Here is a 17,569-nt window from a genome sequence, read left to right as displayed (position 1 = left end):
TTGATTGCGTCATGGACGCATCGCTTCCCCATCAGCTTACTGTGGACACGTTCGCTGCTTCGAATTTGAGCCGGACCAGGCAACTATCTATCGTGTTCGATTTCTGCGCGACGCAGAATTCTTGGCAACTCTGAGCCACCCCTGAACACAAGAGCTCGTACAGCTTTTTTGACTCTCGCACAGACACGGTTAACTGAGCGGTGCCTCGTCGCATGCTTTGCTGCTGGAGAATCAACTCACTTAACGGCTCGCAAACGATCGCGGTTTCGTTGACGGTTTCCACTGCAGAACGCAGGGATGAGATGGGGGAGGTCCTATGAAGTCGAACACAAGTACGTGGTTGCGGCGAGTCGCCTGGGGGCTACTGTTAGCTCTGGTGATTGGTACCGCTGTTACTTATGCGTGGTGGTGGCCCGCAGTTAGTCACACGGTCGATGCGATTGTACATTCACGCAAGAATACGCCTGCGCAAACGCCTGGGCAAACTTCGACCGAACATGACCAGCATGATCACAACCATGCAGGGCATTCGGAGACTCAATCTCTAGAACTCTCGGCCCAGGCGCTCAAGAACTTGGGTTTGACCGCCGAATACCTGGGGCCGATCGAGTTGGGCAGCTATCAACGCACGATTTCCGTACCAGCCATTATCGCCCCGCGTCCAGGCCGCACACAGCTGCGGGTTTCGTCTCCTATGAGCGGCGTTGTGATGCATGTGCATGCAGTGACTGGTGAGGCCGTCATGCCGGGCGACCTACTTTTTAAAGTTCGATTGACCTACGAAGATCTGGTTGAGACTCAAACGCAATTCCTGAAAGCCATCAGTGAGTTAGAAGTCGAAAATCGCGAGATCGCCAGGCTTGAACAAGCGGTGCAGTCGGGAGCTGTACCTGGTAAAGCATTGATCGATCGCCGATATGCCAAGGATAAATTAGAAGCCTACCTCACCTCGCTGCGCGAAGCTCTCAAACTCCACGGCTTATCGCCTCAACATGTACGCAACATCGAAGTCGACAAGAAACTGCTGCGCGATCTGTCGATTGTTGCGCCCGAGATTGACGTACATGACCATGACGAAAATTTGCGCTTGAGCAAGTTGCCGTTGCATCCGGCTAGCTTTCGCCAGCCACCATCTAACCAGCGACATGGATTGGATGGTCAACACGGTCACGATGAGAGGCAGAATCCAAATGAACCGCCAGCATCGGCGGATGCCTCCGTTATGCGTCCCTTGATCATAGAGGATCTGAAAGTCGAGAAGGGCCAAGGCGTGATGTCGGGTGAACTGCTATGCACGTTGTCCGACTACTCCGAGCTCTACATCGAGGGCCGAGCCTTCGAACAAGACGCGCCGGCAGTGGCGGTGGCCGCAGAAAACGGTTGGACGATCGATGCCCTGTTTCCGACGACCAGCGGTCAAGAGCAGCTTTCGCAATTGAAGCTGGCATACGTGGCTAACTCGGTTGATCCTGCTTCGCGCACGCTGTCATTCTTTGTTGAGCTGCCCAACCAGGTGCTGCGCGACGAGCAGCGCAGCGATGGAAAGCGATTCATCAGTTGGAAGTATCGCGTGGGGCAGCGCCTTCAATTACAGGTTCCCATCGAAGTCTGGCAGCAACAGATTGTCTTGCCAGTCGATGCGGTCGTCAAAGATGGGGCTGATTGGTATGTCTTCCAACAGAATGGTGACCATTTCGATCGAGTGGCTGTACACGTGAAGTATCGCGATCAACGCAACATCGTGATCGAAAACGATGGTTCGATCTTTGCGGGCGATGTTGTGGCTCGTCGAGCGGCTCATCAACTGCAAATGGCAATCAAAAACAAGTCGGGCGTGGGTGCAGATCCACACGCTGGACATACGCATTAAGGCACTGCAGAACAAAAGGCCAGTCGACTTATCGTAGTGCCCTAATCCCGAATTGGACGTGTCCACGTGCCTTGGAACGGAGTCTCATCGTGCTGAACGCAGTCATACGCTTTGCCCTTCACCAACGATTGTTGGTGATAGCCATGTCACTCTTGCTGACCGGCGTAGGGTTATGGCAAGTGTGGCGGATGCCGATCGATGTCTTTCCAGATTTGAATCGGCCACGTGTGGTGATCATGACCGAAGCCCCGGGAATGGCACCAGAGGAAGTGGAGTCGTTAATAACTTTCCCAATTGAAACTACGCTCAACGGTGCCAGCGGAGTTGAAGCGGTGCGCAGTTCGTCAGGCGTCGGCATTTCTGTGGTCTACGTCGAATTCGCGTACGGAACAAACATCTACACTGACCGCCAAATCGTGGCCGAGCGCATGCAAATGGTGCAAGACCGTTTGCCACAAGGCGTCTTACCTCAACTGGCTCCCATTTCGTCCATCATGGGCCAGATCCTGATGCTGGGTATGTGGAGTGAAGACGGCCAGGTTCAACCGATGGAGCTGCGCACAACGGCCGACTGGATCGTACGTCAACGCTTGCTAACTATCCCCGGCGTATCGCAAGTGTTCACGATGGGTGGCGAGCGCAAGCAGTTTCAAGTTCTCATCGACCCCCAGGCGCTGACTCGATTTGGCGTCACGCTGAAAAAAGTCGAAGCTGCGGTCGCCGCCAGCAACGAAAACGGTACCGGTGGATACTTGGATCGGCAAGGGCCCAGTGAATTACTGGTTCGTTCGCTCGGTCGGTTGAATTCGATTGAGGAACTGGCCGCTGTGCCGGTTACGATTCGCGATGGGCGGCCCATCGTACTCAGCCAGGTTGCCACCGTCCGCGAAGGCGCTCAGATTAAACGCGGCGATAGCTCGGCATTTGTTCGTCGCGATGACAAAACCAAGCCCAATCAGGGACTCTTTTCGGGCGGGCCGGCGGTAGTGTTGACCATCAACAAACAGCCTGGCGCCGATACACGCCGTGTTACAGAAGACATCTTGAAGGCCCTCGCAGATCTCAAGTCAGCGCTACCAGCGGGAGTACGTATCGAACCGACCTATTCGCAAACGGCTTTCATCCAACGGGCGATCGCCAATGTTGAAGAGGCGCTGCGCGACGGCATAATCTTGGTAGTCATTGTCTTGTTCGTGTTCTTGATGAACATTCGCACTACGTTTATTACCTTGACCGCTATTCCGCTGTCGCTGTTTATGACGGCCATCGTATTTGCTGCATTTCAGCTGTCGATCAACACCATGACCCTAGGCGGCATTGCTGTAGCGATGGGGGAGCTAGTCGACGATGCCATCGTCGATGTCGAGAATATCTTTCGGAGGCTCAAGGAGAATCGCCTGGCCGGAAATAAACTCAACCCTCTGTTGGTTGTCTTTCGTGCATCAACGGAGGTGCGACGCTCGATCGTCTTCAGCACGACTATTGTGATTCTGGTTTTTCTGCCACTCTTTGCGTTAGGTGGCATGGAAGGCAAACTGTTTGCGCCGCTGGGAATCGCTTACATCGTCTCAATTCTATCGTCGCTGATTGTTTCACTGACGGTCACACCAGTGCTCTCCTATATGCTACTGAGTTCGAATAAGAGCCAGCGGCATCAGCAGGACGCTCTAGCCTTGCGTTTGCTCAAGCGAGTCGGCGAGAAAGTCATACGATTCAGCTTGGCGTTTCCCTATTTCAATCTAGGACTGACAGTGGGCCTGGTGGCCGTGGCTGGGCTGTTCCTGTCACGCTTGGAGCGAGACTTCCTGCCGCCTTTTAACGAAGGCACCATTCAACTGAACGTGGTTCTCCCGCCTGGCACTTCTCTATCGGCATCCAATGCAATCTGCCATAGCGTCGAGCAGTCGCTCATGGCCATTGACGATGTCCAGCGTTTCGTCCGTCGCACAGGGCGCGCAGAATTAGATGAGCATGCCGAAGGCGTCAATATGAGCGAGATTCTGATCGAACTGGATCCGCAATCTCCGCGCTCCCGGGAACAGCAGTTGGAAGCGATTCGCCTGGCGATGCAAAATATTCCTGGAATCGTAACTGCCGTCGAACAGCCGATCGCACATCTTATTTCGCACATGCTCTCCGGCGTAAAGGCCCAGGTGGGCATCAAAGTATACGGTGATGATCTCGACTTGCTGCGTCAGAAGGCCGAAGAGATCAAGGCGCAAATGCAAGGCGTCGCGGGGGTAACCGACTTGATGATTGAACCACAAGTCATGATTCCTCAGCTGCGCATCGAGCTGGATCGTTATCAGCTGACACAGTACGGACTAAATGTCAGCGAAGTGAACGAGTACGTGCAGACAGCTATGAATGGTGCAGTGGTTTCCGAAGTATTGGACGGTATGCGAACATTTGATTTACTGGTGCGAATGCAGAACGAGTATCGTGAAGACATCGAGGGTTTGCGGCGGCTGGCCATTCATCTGCCAGAAGGTGGCACGATTGCTCTGGGCAGCATTGCCCGCATCTACGAATCGGGCGGTCCGAATACCGTCAATCGAGAGAACGTGCGCCGGCGCATCGTTATCCAGTGCAACGTTAAAGACCGTGGCGTAGTCGATGTGGTCGGCGATATTCGAAATGCTATAGCGCCGGCAATCAAGTCTCTGCCACCGGGCTACTACGCCAGCTACGAAGGTCAATTTCAAAGCCAACGCTCGGCCAGTCGGGCGATTGCGATCCTATTTGCGGTTGCCCTGCTGGGCGTGTTTCTAGTGCTGTACACCTTGTTTCACTCAGTGAATCTAGCGCTACAAGTTATGGCTGCGCTACCGATGGCCTTTATCGGCTCGGTAGCAGCATTGGTCTTTACTGGTCAGACAGTGACGATTGCCGCCATGGTAGGCTTTATCTCGTTGGCCGGAATTGCTTCGCGCAATGGTGTGCTGTTACTGCAGCACTACCTGCACCTGGTTGAATTCGAAGGCGAAGCGTTTACCAAGGAGATGATCATTCGTGGGGGGCTCGAACGTTTGGCCCCGGTGTTGATGACCGCGCTGACTGCCGGTATTGCACTCGTACCGTTGGTGTTGGCAGCTGGTGAACCTGGTAAAGAGATCCTCTACCCAGTGGCCACAGTGATCTTGGGAGGTGTAATCAGTTCGACCATGTTGGACTTCTTCGTCCACCCTGCCCTGTTCTGGTTGTTTGGAATTAGGTCAGCCGAGCGGGCAGTGTCAAAATCACGACAGCCGGTTGAATTGACGGAGCTGGACCGACCGCTACCAACTTTCCGTCAGAGTTAAAACATATTGGGCCAAGTTGCAGTTGTTTTCTGTTGGAGCTTGAAATGAAGTATTCTGGTGTATGCGTTTCGCTGGTAGTCTTACTTGCTGGTGGTTGTGGACCTGAAGTTAATAGCGGGATCAAGACTACCGACAGTTCCATACCATCGTCTTCGCAGGCTCATGAACATCCTAGCCAAGGTCCGCACCACGGGACTTTGGTCGAATTGGGCAACGAAGAGTATCACGCTGAAGTTGTACATACAGCTGATACGGTGACGGTTTACATGCTCGATGCACAAGCTAAATCTGCAGTTGCCGTTGAGACGCCGGAGCTAGTGATCAATGTCGTGCATGACGGCCAGCCCAAGCAGTACAAGTTGCTCGCCAGTCCAGAGTCAGGACAGCCTGAGGGCAAGTCGTCGCGCTTCACCCTAACCGATAGCGCACTGGCTGCACATATCGATGATGATCATGTAGCCTCCAAACTCTCGGTGACCATAAACGGCAAACCGTATCGCGGCGAGATTCACCACGACCATGGGCACGACCATCCTCATTGATTGCCAGCCGAGCCGAAAAATGATCACAATCGTCAAATTCGGTTGTGGTCAGAGTGCAATATCGAATTGGAACTACGGGTGTAATGGTTGAGTTCTGAGAGGTGGCCTACTGTTCACTGTTTAGGGGCAATTTCGATCTGCGCATTCATAAACTCGATGGAGACGCACGGTCTTAATACAGAGTAGGGGCAACTCTGAATGTTTGGCTTTGGGAAGAAGAATGCAGAACTTTTGGCTCTTAACCAAAAGATGGGGCGGTTCATCAACGACCACTACTACGTTGACATGGAGTTGAGCGTTGAGCGTAAACGAACCGAAAGTCGTAGCAGGTGTACGGTGCCTTGTGTTCTGTTCCTATTAAGTGAAGCACAGGATCCGCAGTGCTATGCCACAGGCACCACAGTCGAACTATCTCTCCATGGGATGTCCGTGATTACCACGGATCATCTAGAAGTTAGCGACTACGTAATCGTAATCGGTGCCGCCGAAAAACGTATGTACGTGCGTGCCAATTGCAAGTTCTGCAAACCTCGCGAACTCGGTGCTTATTACGTAGGAATGCAGTTAACTGCCATTCTCAATCCGCTCGACTATCCGGCCATCACCAAGACGATTCGAATTTTCGAGGAAAACCAACAAGTCCCCAGCCTGGTGTAGAAGTGCCTTAGCACGTGGACGCGTCCACGTGCCTAGTGCAAAATCGTCTGAAAATGGGCGACCAGTTCATCGACGTTAGGACGACTCAAGACATTCGCGTGCGCACCTTCGATATCGACTACCTGAAATAGTCCCGGTGCAAACAGTGGAGACCAAGAAGCAGACGGGTCTGTTCGATCCTCTCCAGGCCAATTGGCTCGCAACTTGGCTCGATACAAGACTGCCGGCCCCTGTGCCGACGTTGGCCGGTAATGTGACAAAGCCTGCATATTCACGGCAGCGACATGCGCGTAGCTACCTTTAACATCGATCAATCCTTCTAGTCGCTGCTCCCAGCTGATCAGCTTAAGTTTGAATTGAATGCCCAGCCAGTATCCGTGAATCCTCTCCATTAAGTAATGCCAGCGTCGATCGGCGGGCAGTTGGCATGCGTAACGAATATGAAACGCTAAGCTTTGGAGCAGGGAAGCTTTCAGCGGAATACCAGTAGAGCAATCAATCAGTGCCAGGGCAACTTCTTGACCGTCGCGCCGCAGGATTTGGGCCATTTCATAGGCCACAATTCCACCGAACGAGAAACCCACTAGATTGTATGGGCCATGTGGCATGGCTTCACGCAAGGTATGCACGTGATCGGCTGCCATCGCCACCATGTCGGTTAGGGGAGTGTCGATTCCGTTTAAACCCACGGGCTGCAGGCCAAACATGGGCCGATCATCACCCAACAACCTTGCCATATGCCGGAAGTTCAGAAAGTGCCCATCGATTCCGGGCAGGCAGATAATTGGTGATTGCGTCCCCAGCGGTTGCAGGGGAACCAGTTTGTCCCAACGTTCGAGGTGGTGAGTTTGTTCGTCGCGATAGATGTCTGCCAGCAGTCGCATGGTTGGGCATTTGACCAAGGTATCGATCGAGATCGCTCGGCCAAACTCTGCTTCCATGCGCGAGAACAATATGGCCGCCGCCAGTGAATCACCGCCGCAGTCAAAAAAGTTGGAGTCAGCATTTAGTTGATCATGCTGGAGGACTGATCGCCAGATCGACAGCAGCCTCACGACTACTGGATCTTGTTCGACATCGTCCGGCACAAGTGAAACTGGCTGTTTTTGTTCAGCCTGGTGCGTGGCCAGATACTGGCGATCTACTTTACCTGTGGCGGTAGTCGGAAAACGGTCGACGACTACGAATTGCTGTGGAATCATATAGGCCGGTAACGTGGCTGCCAGTTGCGCTGGAATGGAACTTGTATCCAGTTCGGCTTGGTTACCCAGTATGTAGGCACGCAACTGCGATCCAGCTCCGCAATGGTGCAAGCAGACTATGGCTTGCTGGATACCTGCGCATTGCGTGAGGGCCAGTTCGATTTCATTCAATTCAACGCGATGACCGCGCACTTTGACCTGATGGTCATTGCGCCCCATAAACTGGAGCTGACCTTCCCAGTTCAGGTATCCTAAATCGCCAGTGCGATAAAGGCGTTCATCCGGGAAGTGACCGTGGACTGGGCGTGCAATGAACCTCTCCGCAGTCAGTGGATCATTGCGAAAATAGCCTTGGGCCAAACATTCACCGCCCAAGTACAATTCGCCTTCAAAGCCACGGGGTACAGGTTGCTGATTGCGGTCTAGCAGCACCACGCGACAATTGTCGATGGGTTGGCCGATACAAGGGCTGGCAGACCACTGCGAGGCGGCACCAGTCAGCAAGTGGGCGGTGACCACGTGGGTCTCAGTTGGTCCATACTGATTCCACAAACGACAGTCAGGCAGTTGAGCAAAAAAGTCGCGCACAGCCGGCGTGATTTGCAGCTGTTCACCCGCGGTAATGACTTCCTTGAGCGCTGCTCGGTTAGCTTGGTCGCCGGCAATCTCACACAGTCCACGCAAGGCCACAAACGGCACAAATATTCTCTCGATGTTTTCGCTAACGATGAACTTCCAGAGACGATTCAAGTCCTGTTGCAGTTCCTCATCAACCAGCACTAACTGGCCACCGGTGGCCAGGGTCGCGAAGATCTCCTGGAATGAGACGTCGAAACCTAGCGATGCAAACTGCAAAGTTCTAGTTGATGATCCGGCCGTGGACGTGCGGCCCTGCCAGTCAACCAGGTTATTCAAAGCCCCATGCCGCATGGCGACACCCTTAGGACGTCCTGTCGAACCCGATGTATACAGAATGTACGCGATGCTCTCAGCGGCTATTTCAACCTGTTGGTAGTCATGGGCAGTTAGACTTGAGTAATCGAAGGTATCGCAGTCCAAACGTGGCAGCACCGCATGCGCTGCGACACGCAGGTCGTTCATTTGTGAAAGCGTCAGCACTAGAGCTGGCTGACAGTCTTGCAGAACTTGTTCACGTCGCTTGTCAGGCCAGGTTGGATCAATCGGCACATAAGCAGCCCCGCTCTTCAGGACTGCCAATACTGCCACAATCATCTCTGAGCAGCGAGGCATGTAAATGCCCACGGGTTGACCGGGACCGATCCCACAGCATTGCAAGCAAGCTGCCAGAGCTTGACTGCGATGTTCAAGTTCGGCGTATTCAACTTGGCTGTCACGAAAGCTCAAGGCAGGCAAGTTTGGGTTCTGGGAAACTTGCTGACTGAAGGTTTGCAAGAATGCAGGAGCTACACCCACGGACTGTCCGCTAATACTTGACAGTTCATCGGCAGGCAACCAGTCGATAGAATCAATCCGCTCTTGGGGGTGGTGAACGACAGCCTCGAGCATCGATTGCAAATGCCTGGCGAAGGCTTCGATGCGTTGGCGGTGGAAGCAAGTGCGTCGATACTGAAGCTCGAAGCGAATGGTATCAGCACCAACAAACGCAGCGATCAGCAAATCGAACTTAGCGGTTCCATTGTCGATAGGTACCGACCTGCATGACAATCCAGGTAGTTGCAGAGCGTCTGGTTCATCCTCCAGCACAAACATGACGCGAAATGGATCTTGGCCAGCGATTTCTGACGAAAGCAGTTCCTTCTTGAGTAATTCTAGCGGATATTGTCGATGGGTTAGCGCGCCCAAAACTGTGGCACGCACTCGCGTTAACAGATCGGAGAAACTGTGGCTGCCACAAAAGCGTGTGCGTAGAGGCAGGACATTGATGAAGTAACCGATCAAATCTTGCGTGGCTTTGTCACTACGTGTGGATACGGCGGAGGCAATGACAATATCCTCTTGCCCAGTGTACCGGTAGAACACGGCTTTGATGGCGGCCAGTAGCGCAATGAAGGGCGTTACCTGACTGTCCTTGGCAAACTGCGTGACGGACTCGAACAGCGATCTACTCAGTTGAAGATAGATTGTTTCGCCTTCGCTATCAGCACTGGCAATCTTGTCGTCTGGCAGATCCAGCACTGGCAATGGTCCCCTGAGCTGCTCGCGCCAATACTCGCGCTCCGCCGCGAAGACAGTGGGTGGCATATTTTCCGCTTGCCACTGGGCGAAATTGGCAAACTGATGTTGCAGATTCGTCTTCTTACTGGTGCAACCGCTGACGAAAGCCTGGTAACGCTCAGCGATCTCTTGTTGGATCAAGTTGATCGACAATCCGTCGATGGCAATGTGGTGAATGGACAGCACGAGTCGCCAGGTTGCTTCGTCGAGCTGGTAGAGGGCCGCGCGAATCGGCATGTCTTCGTGCAGATTGAACGGCTGAGTAACCAGTTCGTGTGCGTAGCGAGCGAATTGCGATTGTTGGGCATCAAACGACAGAGCAGTCAAGTCGACGCAATGTAGTTCAAGCTCACTAGTGGACAGTACGATCTGCTCCAACTGCGAATCGTTCGCCACATAAACCGTCCGCAAGATGTCATGGCGGCTGATTAGTTCATTGAGTGCAAACTGCAGTGCTTCCACACTCAAACCATTGCCGCAGGCCAGCGACGCTTGGGTGTTGCGATTTTCGGGCAATTCAATCTCATACACCAGCGGAACGTTGTATCGTTGGCGTTTGTTCTCCAGGAAGTTGACGACCCACAGCTGTTGCTGCGAATAAGAAAGCGGCGCTCGAGTCAGTCGCGTGTTTCCAGCGGTCATCTCTGGCAGAGCCGCAGGTTCGCACTCGCTGTGGCTGCCTGCGTCGACTAGTTTGGCCAACTCGATAGTGTTAAGTGACTTAGTCAAGACGTCGGGCACGGAAAGCTGAATGCCGCATGCGTTACGAATTTGGCAGACGAGTGCAACTGCTAACAGAGAATTACCACCCAGCGCATAGAAGTCGTCACGAATATCCAGTTGAGGCAATTTCAAGAGTTTGCAGAGAAGGCTACTGACCAGCATTTCCGTGGTTGTCGACGGTAATCGTATGTCGGCCGCTGCGCGTTTGATCGACGGTTGTGGCAGTAGTCGTCGATCGACTTTACCATTGGGACTGAGCGGCAGCCCCGGCAATGTTACCAGCGCGCATGGAAGCATGTATTCCGGGAGTACTTGCCCGAGTTGTGCATTGAGTTGCTCTAGGGTGAGAGCGTGACCTGAATCCAAAACTACGTAGGCCAACAGGCGGGCACCAGCGGCTTCTTCGCTGGCAATGACGGCTGCCTCGCGTATATTCGGCAAGCGGGCGATTTCCGATTCGATCTCGCCCAAGCCGATGCGGTAGCCACGAATTTTGACTTGATGGTCTCGTCGCCCTAGAAATTCCAAGTTGCCGTCGGGCAAATAGCGGCAAAGATCACCAGTGCGATACATCAGGGTGCCTGCATCCCATGGATCGGGCACAAAGCGCTCGGCAGTAAGTTCTGTTCGATTGAGATAACCTTCAGCGACTCCGATACCTGCCAAACACAATTCACCTACTTCGCCAATCGGACATAAATTCAAATCGGCATCAACGACATAGAGACGTTGATTAAGCATGGCCGTGCCGTAAGGAATGCTGCGCCACTGAGGGTCGACCTGGTCAATTGGATAGAGAACGGACCAAATCGAAGCTTCCGTGCTACCACCGAGAGAAACGATCTGCGCTTCTGGAGTCGCCTCTCGAATGCGAGCGGGCAATGAAACTGCAATCCAGTCACCGCTGAGCATAATCAGCCGGAGGCTGGAATAGGTAATCCGCGCTTCCGAGTAGGTGACCAACATATCCATCAGCGCGGGTACAGTATTCCAAATGCTGACCGCATGTTGCCGTATTAGTTGACTCCACTGCTCAGGATCGCGTGATTGTGAGAGCGTAGGCTGAACAATGGCCCCGCCAATTGCCAGCATGCCGAAGAGGTCATACACGGACAGGTCGAAACCGAACGACGATAGGGCCAGCACTCGATCGGTCGACTGAACATTGAAACGATCGTTGATATCGCGAACAGTATTAACCGGTCCGCGATGATTCAGCATCACGCCTTTGGCTTTACCTGTGGAACCGGAGGTATACAGGACATAGGCCAGATTGTCGGCGGGCACTTTTGGAAAGCGCGCGAGCTCGGTAGGTGGCAAGTCGCGCGTATCGACAAAAGTGATCTCTGCCTGCCCTAGCCAGTCGGGCTGGCTAGAGTGGCCCACGACCATACGTACAGCCGCATCTTCCAAGAAGTACCGTAGTCGTTCCTCTGGCAGCGTTGTGTCAAGCGGCAGATACGCACCACCAGCTTTGAGAATCCCTAGCAGCCCAACGACTGCGTGTTGACTGCAATCAGCCAAGACACCGATCGGTTCTTGAGGTTGAATACCGGCGGCGATCAAGCGCGCAGCCACTCGCTGCGATTGTTCGTTCAAGTCTCGATAGCTCAGAACGCTGCCGCCGCAAATCACGGCAGGCGCATCCGGCGAACGAAGCACTTGAGCTTCGAACAGCTCATGCAAGCAGGGATCGTCAGACCAGGTTCTCTCTGTGGCGTTCCACTTCTCGATCAGGCGGCGCTCGTGTTCCGAGAGCCGCTCGCAGAAGGTGGAAGACAGATCAACCTGATCCTGCTCAACCTGGGTCATGAGAACAGCCAAGGGGCTGTTCTGTTTTTCTCCAAACTTTGCAGAACTCAATTCGTCAACTTCCTCAAGCTACTTGCATATGGCTTTCTTCGACCTTCGAACCATCACGTGAAGGCAGTTCGAGTTCGATGACAGCCGAGTGCCTGGTCGGGCTGTGGCTGGTGGGTACGCGCCGTCGCAGGTGAAAAGCCACCGCAATCAGCAAGCTCAAAAAGGCGGCGATGGTAGCTCCCATAAACATGGTCAGCATGACTTTGGGATTGCTAGGAATCTTCGACTGACTGGGTGACTGCAGAATGCTCAGGTTCGAAAGATTGCGTTCGCTCAGGGCTAGATCAATACGAGTCTGTTCGTAGCGCTGCGCGTAGTCTTCGTAGTTGCGACGAGCCAAATCGAGCTTGCGATTGATTTGGGCCAGCCGCAGCTCATTTTCATTGATGTTCTTCAGCTCTGATCTGGCTTCGGTCAGTTGTTCACCCAAGATGCGTTGCTTGGCGCGGAGCGAAGCGGCAACTGCCTGCTGGTTCAGCAATGATGACTCCATTTCACGCCGCGACTGGTTCAGGCCAACAGTCACTTGCTTCAGAGCTTCTTCCTCGTTGAGCGTGCGTTGAGCGGCGACAATCTGCTCGCGAGTGCTACGTACATTGGGATGGTCAGGGTTGTAGCGTGCCAGCAGTTCTTTTTCTTGAAGTTGCAAGGCATAAAGTTGCTCACGCATGCCCTGACTGGCGGAACTTGGCAAGCCGGTTGTTTCGGCCAGCTTCACTTCGCCAGGTTGTTGACTCAGAATCGACCGACGCGAATCGACTTCGCCTTCAACCGTTTGTCGCATGGCGGTCGCATCCAATAGAGCCGTTTCGAGCTGTGAAATCTGCGCGATCTTGAGTTGGCGTTGCTGGCCCATTTCCGAGAAGCCAGTCGAGTTCTTGAACTCCAACAATTCCTCTTCAATCTCGGCGACTTGTTTACCGAGTTCTTCAGTTTGCAGTTCAAAGAATCTGCTCGAGCCTTCGTTTTGGTGAACCCGCACGTGGGTATCGATGGCCGCTTGAATAACTTCGCTAAGTACATTGGCTGCCAGGGCGGGATCAATTGTTTCGTAACGCAGACCAATGATGGTCGTGTTTCGAGGATTAAAGATCTCCAAGCGTTTGGAGAGGGCTTCAATGGCTTTATCGCGCGGACTATCGACGTAGACTGGATTGAACGATTGAATCGTCTTCATGTCGATGGGAAACCAACTGGATTTGCCCTTCTTGGCTTTGGCCTCCAGGATGCGATCGGGGCCAATCTTGTCGACAGCTCGTTCCAAAACCGTGCGGCTTTGGACTAGCGTCTGAACCGAAAAGATCTCTTTCTCACGAGAATCTTGCACGGCAATAGTTTGGCCGGTCGTGGCCGTGGGATCTAAACCTACTGTTTCTTTGCCCAAACGCACGAAGAGACTGGCTTCCGAGGTAAAGCGTGGCTCGACGACGTACAAGTATCCTAAACTTGCCGCCATCGCGAGAGCGAAGACCATGAAGATCTTACCCTTATTGTTCCAACACGCTTCGAAAAGATTGAGCGCTGCATCAGAGCTAGTCGACGAAAACATGACTTGTATTCTCCTCAGGTTATGTACCGACATCAATCGTCTCTGACGATAACGAGGTGATAGGTAGTTCGGGATTCAAGGTCGCAGAGTGATCCATGGGGTGAGCAAGATCGGCCCTGTAATCAGCGGTATAAGGTTTACGCCGTCTGCCGCTGCGACGTGTCCATTCGAGTTCCACAAAGTCACGCATTTGTTGCCTGAAGCGTTCGGGACGGAAATACTCGGCATGTCGACGGACTGCGGAGAGATCGAATTGCTGTTGAGTGGCTTCGAAGTGTTCGATTGCATCGACGATGCTGTCTGCCTCTTGATGTTCAAAAAAGCAGCCAGTTACGCCGTCGATGACAGTTTCAAGACTGCCACCGCGTTGATAGGCGATGACGGGAGTAGCACAAGCTTGAGCTTCTACCGGCATGATGCCAAAGTCTTCTTCGGCCGCGAAGACGAACGCTTTGGCGCGTTGCATGAGCTTCTTCAGTCGGTCATGTGGCAAGAAACCTAACATCTCGACATTGTGAGGCGCGATTGCCTTGAGCTTCTTGTACATCGGGCCGTCACCGGCAACCAACAGTTTGCGATCGGGCATTTTTCTAAAGGCTTCGATAATCAAATCGACGCGTTTGTAAGGCACTAAACGCGAGGCGGCCAGGTAGTAATCGTCTTTGTTATAGTTCGGGCTATAGGCATACACGTCGACCGGTGGGTAGATCACTTCGGCATCTCGACCGTAGCATTTGCGAATGCGATTGGCTATGAACTCGCTGTTGGCTACGAACACATCGACGCGACTGGCGGCGACATAGTCCCAGAATCTCACGTAGTGCAACATGGCGCGAATCAGCATGCTGCGTAGTCCACGTTCCAGATTGCTTTCACGCAAGTACTGGTACTGAAACTCCCAGGCATAGCGGATGGGGGTATGCACGTAGCTGATGTGCAGTTGATAAGGTCCAGTGATGATACCTTTGGCCACAGCGTGATTCGACGAGATGATCAAGTCGTATTCCGACAGATCCCATTGCTCGACCGCCATGGGCATCAGCGGCAGATAGTTTCTGACCAGCTTGCGCACCATGGGTAGCTTCTGGATGAAGCTGGTCTTGGGGACTTTACCTCGCAGGAAGGCACGCTCATTCTTTGGCAGAATGTCGGCGACTGCGAACAGGTCGGCTTCGGGATATTGAATCAAGAATTGTTCAACAACCCGTTCCGAGCCAGCATAGCTGGCTAGCCATTCATGAATTACCGCAATTTTACGCATGGATTAAATTACCGTAGCCCTAACGGAGTGTTCCACTTTTTCAAGTGGTACAACGGTTTCAGCCAACTCGTCGAAGACTGCGCGGACTTTACTGGCCGCCGCCTCCCACGTGAACATGGCCGCTCGTGCGATCCCTCGCTGGGAAAGTTCATCTCGTAATGATGAATCGTCTATTAGCTTCATCAGCCCAGCTGCAATGGCAGCGGCTGTCGGTTCGACCAGCCAGGCTGCCTCACCTGCGACTTCGGGTAACGAAGTAACATTGCTGCATACCACCGGTGTGCCACAGGCCATCGATTCGATAACTGGCAAGCCGAAGCCTTCGTACTGGGATGGCATCACGGATACTACTGCGCCACGATAGGCGGCGGCGAGATCTGTATCCGAGAGTGCACCGAGAAAATGCACGCGATCACCCAAGCCCAGCTCGGTAATGACTTGGGCAGTATGAGGCGACGCCGTACCGGTGATGGCCAGATCCAGCTTGGTTTGTGATTGAATAGATGCGAACGCTTGCAGCAAGCCATCAACGTTCTTGTGAGCGCGTTGATTGCCGACATACAACATGTAGGGTGAAGCTTGATGGCGTGGGCCGGTAGCGGTGAACGCTTCGCCGACACCGTTGTAAACGACTTCCACACGCTCCGCCGCCAGTCCTGCCCAGTGCATAATTTCGCGTTTGGAGTACTCAGAGACCGTCAAGACTTTGAATGCTCGACGCGCCGCTGGCCGGACTACATAATTGAAGTACTGACGTTTGGCCCAAGAGGCTTCACCCGGATAATTCACGAATATCAAGTCGTGTATCGTGAAAATGAATGGACAAATCGGAACCAGTGGCAGCGTTAGCGGCGGATTGTAACCAGGCGAGAAGAAGGCTTGTTGACGGTTCCAGAGTTTGTAGCCCAGTCGCACACAATCAATCGGACTTGTGGGCCGACCAGTCAACGGTTGACTGACAAGAGTTGGTAAGCGTCGATGGAGCTCGCGGGCAAAACGTCCAATGCCTTGCTGTGTCTCCCAACGGGCGTCGTATTGAATCAAGTTGGTTAAGGCGTTCATGCGAGGCTCTCCATAGCAGGGCTTTCCAACTTCTGAACGAGTCGAGTTCCAGCGGCCGCCAGCAGCACAGCCAAGATCAAAAATGTGAACGAACCAGCGGCGAAGTAATAGGTACGCCACAACTCAAAGAAGGCATACAGGACGATGCAGCCGATCAAACACAGCAAGTTCTCCGCGCGGAAAAAGTAGCTGCCTACGGCTGACATCAAGAATGCAATCCACGCCATGATCGGAAACGACCAATAGCCCAGGTCGCCATACATTTCTACAAAGGCAGAGTTGGTCGTCAGAGTTTCTTCGACATCGACTTTGCGCAAGTACCATTGGTCGCCAACACCACCCGAATTGTCGTTGGGTCTCATGTCTGCTGGGTGCATGAAGGTCGGGGTGATGTACTTGATTACATTACGCGTTGCACCCCGCGATGGGTGGTCGATGGCAATGCGTGCAACTCCTACGCTGGCCTGGACGGGAGCGCCCAAGTAGCGTTGAACTTCCAGGAAGGTTACCGCTATCGGATTCTCGACACCGAAATACTCACGGTAGCTGCCCGCGGTTCGGACCCAAGTGAAACAGATCACTAGTGCGCCCAGTCCCAATACGGTCGGCGTGATAGCGTGAGTGCTGACATGTCGTAGCTGGTCAAAACGCACGGCTAGTCCGCCGGCAAACAAGACCGCTTGTGCAATCAGAATGCGAGCGGATAAAGCAGCTGCCGCCAGCAAGAGACAAAAGTTAATGGCATCCAACCAACCAAACTTGCCTTGGAAGACAAGTCTATACAGCGCATAACCACCGACTAATGAAGCTGCATAACGCAGCGAGTACAGATGGTTATAGTTTTCATAGAGCGCATCTTTCAGTTGATTGAACTGCTGCGTTCGCACTAGTTCCATAAGGCCTGGCCCACCACGCATCGCTGCCATCCAAGCGCCTGCTACGCCAATCATCGCCAACATCGACAGAACGAAGTAGAAAGTTTGAGGTCGGAAGGCATCACTCGACATAACGGTCAACTTGGGTAGAGCGGCAGCCACGTATTGTCCCAGAGCCGCACAAGCAAAGATGCCTCCGTACCATGCGGAGAGCACAAGGATGCTACCGAATGTCAGCTCTTCACGCACTCGATAGCCTGACGCTCCTTCGGTCGATGGACACAACCAAAGCACGACACCGACTATCAGCAGCGGCATGAACACCATGCCTGGTTGGCATAGTGAGGCCGCAGCTTGCGCCCAGTAGTTGGTCTTGTTCGATTTAATCGGCAGCGAAAAGGGCATTGATCCTTGCTCATCAAAAATCTGATTTCTCAGTTAAATGGCTTAACGCTCACCCCCCTACG

The 17,569-nt window shown here is 53.3% G+C and carries 9 protein-coding genes; 4 read left to right on the top strand and 5 right to left on the bottom strand.

Annotation, left to right across the window (positions count from 1 at the left end; translation table 11 throughout):
• Positions 1 to 316: 316 nt before the first annotated feature.
• The 4 genes from SH573x_RS27105 (at position 317) to SH573x_RS27090 (ending at position 6,371) form a co-directional block, all read left to right on the top strand.
• Positions 317 to 1,870, top strand: a complete 1,554-nt coding sequence (locus SH573x_RS27105) for an efflux RND transporter periplasmic adaptor subunit (protein ID WP_479351187.1) — start codon at positions 317 to 319, stop codon at positions 1,868 to 1,870.
• Positions 1,871 to 1,959: 89 nt separating this feature from the next.
• A complete protein-coding gene (locus tag SH573x_RS27100; protein ID WP_479351186.1) occupies positions 1,960 to 5,172 on the top strand; it encodes an efflux RND transporter permease subunit in 3,213 nt (1,070 codons plus the stop codon).
• Positions 5,173 to 5,216: 44 nt separating this feature from the next.
• The gene (locus SH573x_RS27095) at positions 5,217 to 5,714 is read left to right on the top strand and encodes a hypothetical protein (protein ID WP_479351185.1); all 498 of its coding nucleotides are present in this window, start codon (positions 5,217 to 5,219) and stop codon (positions 5,712 to 5,714) included.
• 423 nt (positions 5,715 to 6,137) lie between these two features.
• Positions 6,138 to 6,371 (top strand): hypothetical protein, encoded by a 234-nt coding sequence (locus tag SH573x_RS27090; protein ID WP_479351184.1) that lies wholly within the window; start codon positions 6,138 to 6,140, stop codon positions 6,369 to 6,371.
• A gap of 32 nt (positions 6,372 to 6,403) precedes the next feature.
• Here SH573x_RS27090 and SH573x_RS27085 read toward each other — a convergent pair whose 3' ends face one another.
• The 5 genes from SH573x_RS27085 to SH573x_RS27065 are packed head-to-tail and all read right to left on the bottom strand — an operon-like array spanning position 6,404 to position 17,507.
• A complete protein-coding gene (locus tag SH573x_RS27085; RefSeq protein WP_479351183.1) occupies positions 6,404 to 12,355 on the bottom strand; it encodes a non-ribosomal peptide synthetase in 5,952 nt (1,983 codons plus the stop codon).
• A gap of 13 nt (positions 12,356 to 12,368) precedes the next feature.
• Positions 12,369 to 13,904: a GumC family protein gene (locus SH573x_RS27080; protein WP_479351182.1), complete on the bottom strand. Its 1,536-nt coding sequence runs from the start codon at positions 13,902 to 13,904 to the stop codon at positions 12,369 to 12,371.
• 19 nt (positions 13,905 to 13,923) lie between these two features.
• Entirely contained in the window at positions 13,924 to 15,165 is a 1,242-nt protein-coding gene (locus SH573x_RS27075; RefSeq protein ID WP_479351181.1) for a glycosyltransferase, read from the bottom strand.
• Between the two features lie 3 nt (positions 15,166 to 15,168).
• Positions 15,169 to 16,227 carry a glycosyltransferase family 4 protein gene (locus SH573x_RS27070; protein WP_479351180.1) on the bottom strand — a complete coding sequence of 353 codons (1,059 nt, stop codon included), beginning with the start codon at positions 16,225 to 16,227 and terminating at the stop codon, positions 15,169 to 15,171.
• Entirely contained in the window at positions 16,224 to 17,507 is a 1,284-nt protein-coding gene (locus tag SH573x_RS27065) for a hypothetical protein (RefSeq protein ID WP_479351179.1), read from the bottom strand. The genes SH573x_RS27070 and SH573x_RS27065 overlap by 4 nt, the downstream gene beginning before the upstream one ends.
• Positions 17,508 to 17,569: the final 62 nt, after the last annotated feature.

The sequence above is a fragment of the Rania fehmarnensis genome, from assembly GCF_056494185.1.
Note: the sequence above shows the minus strand (reverse complement) of the source record. Positions and strands in the feature narration are given on the sequence as shown.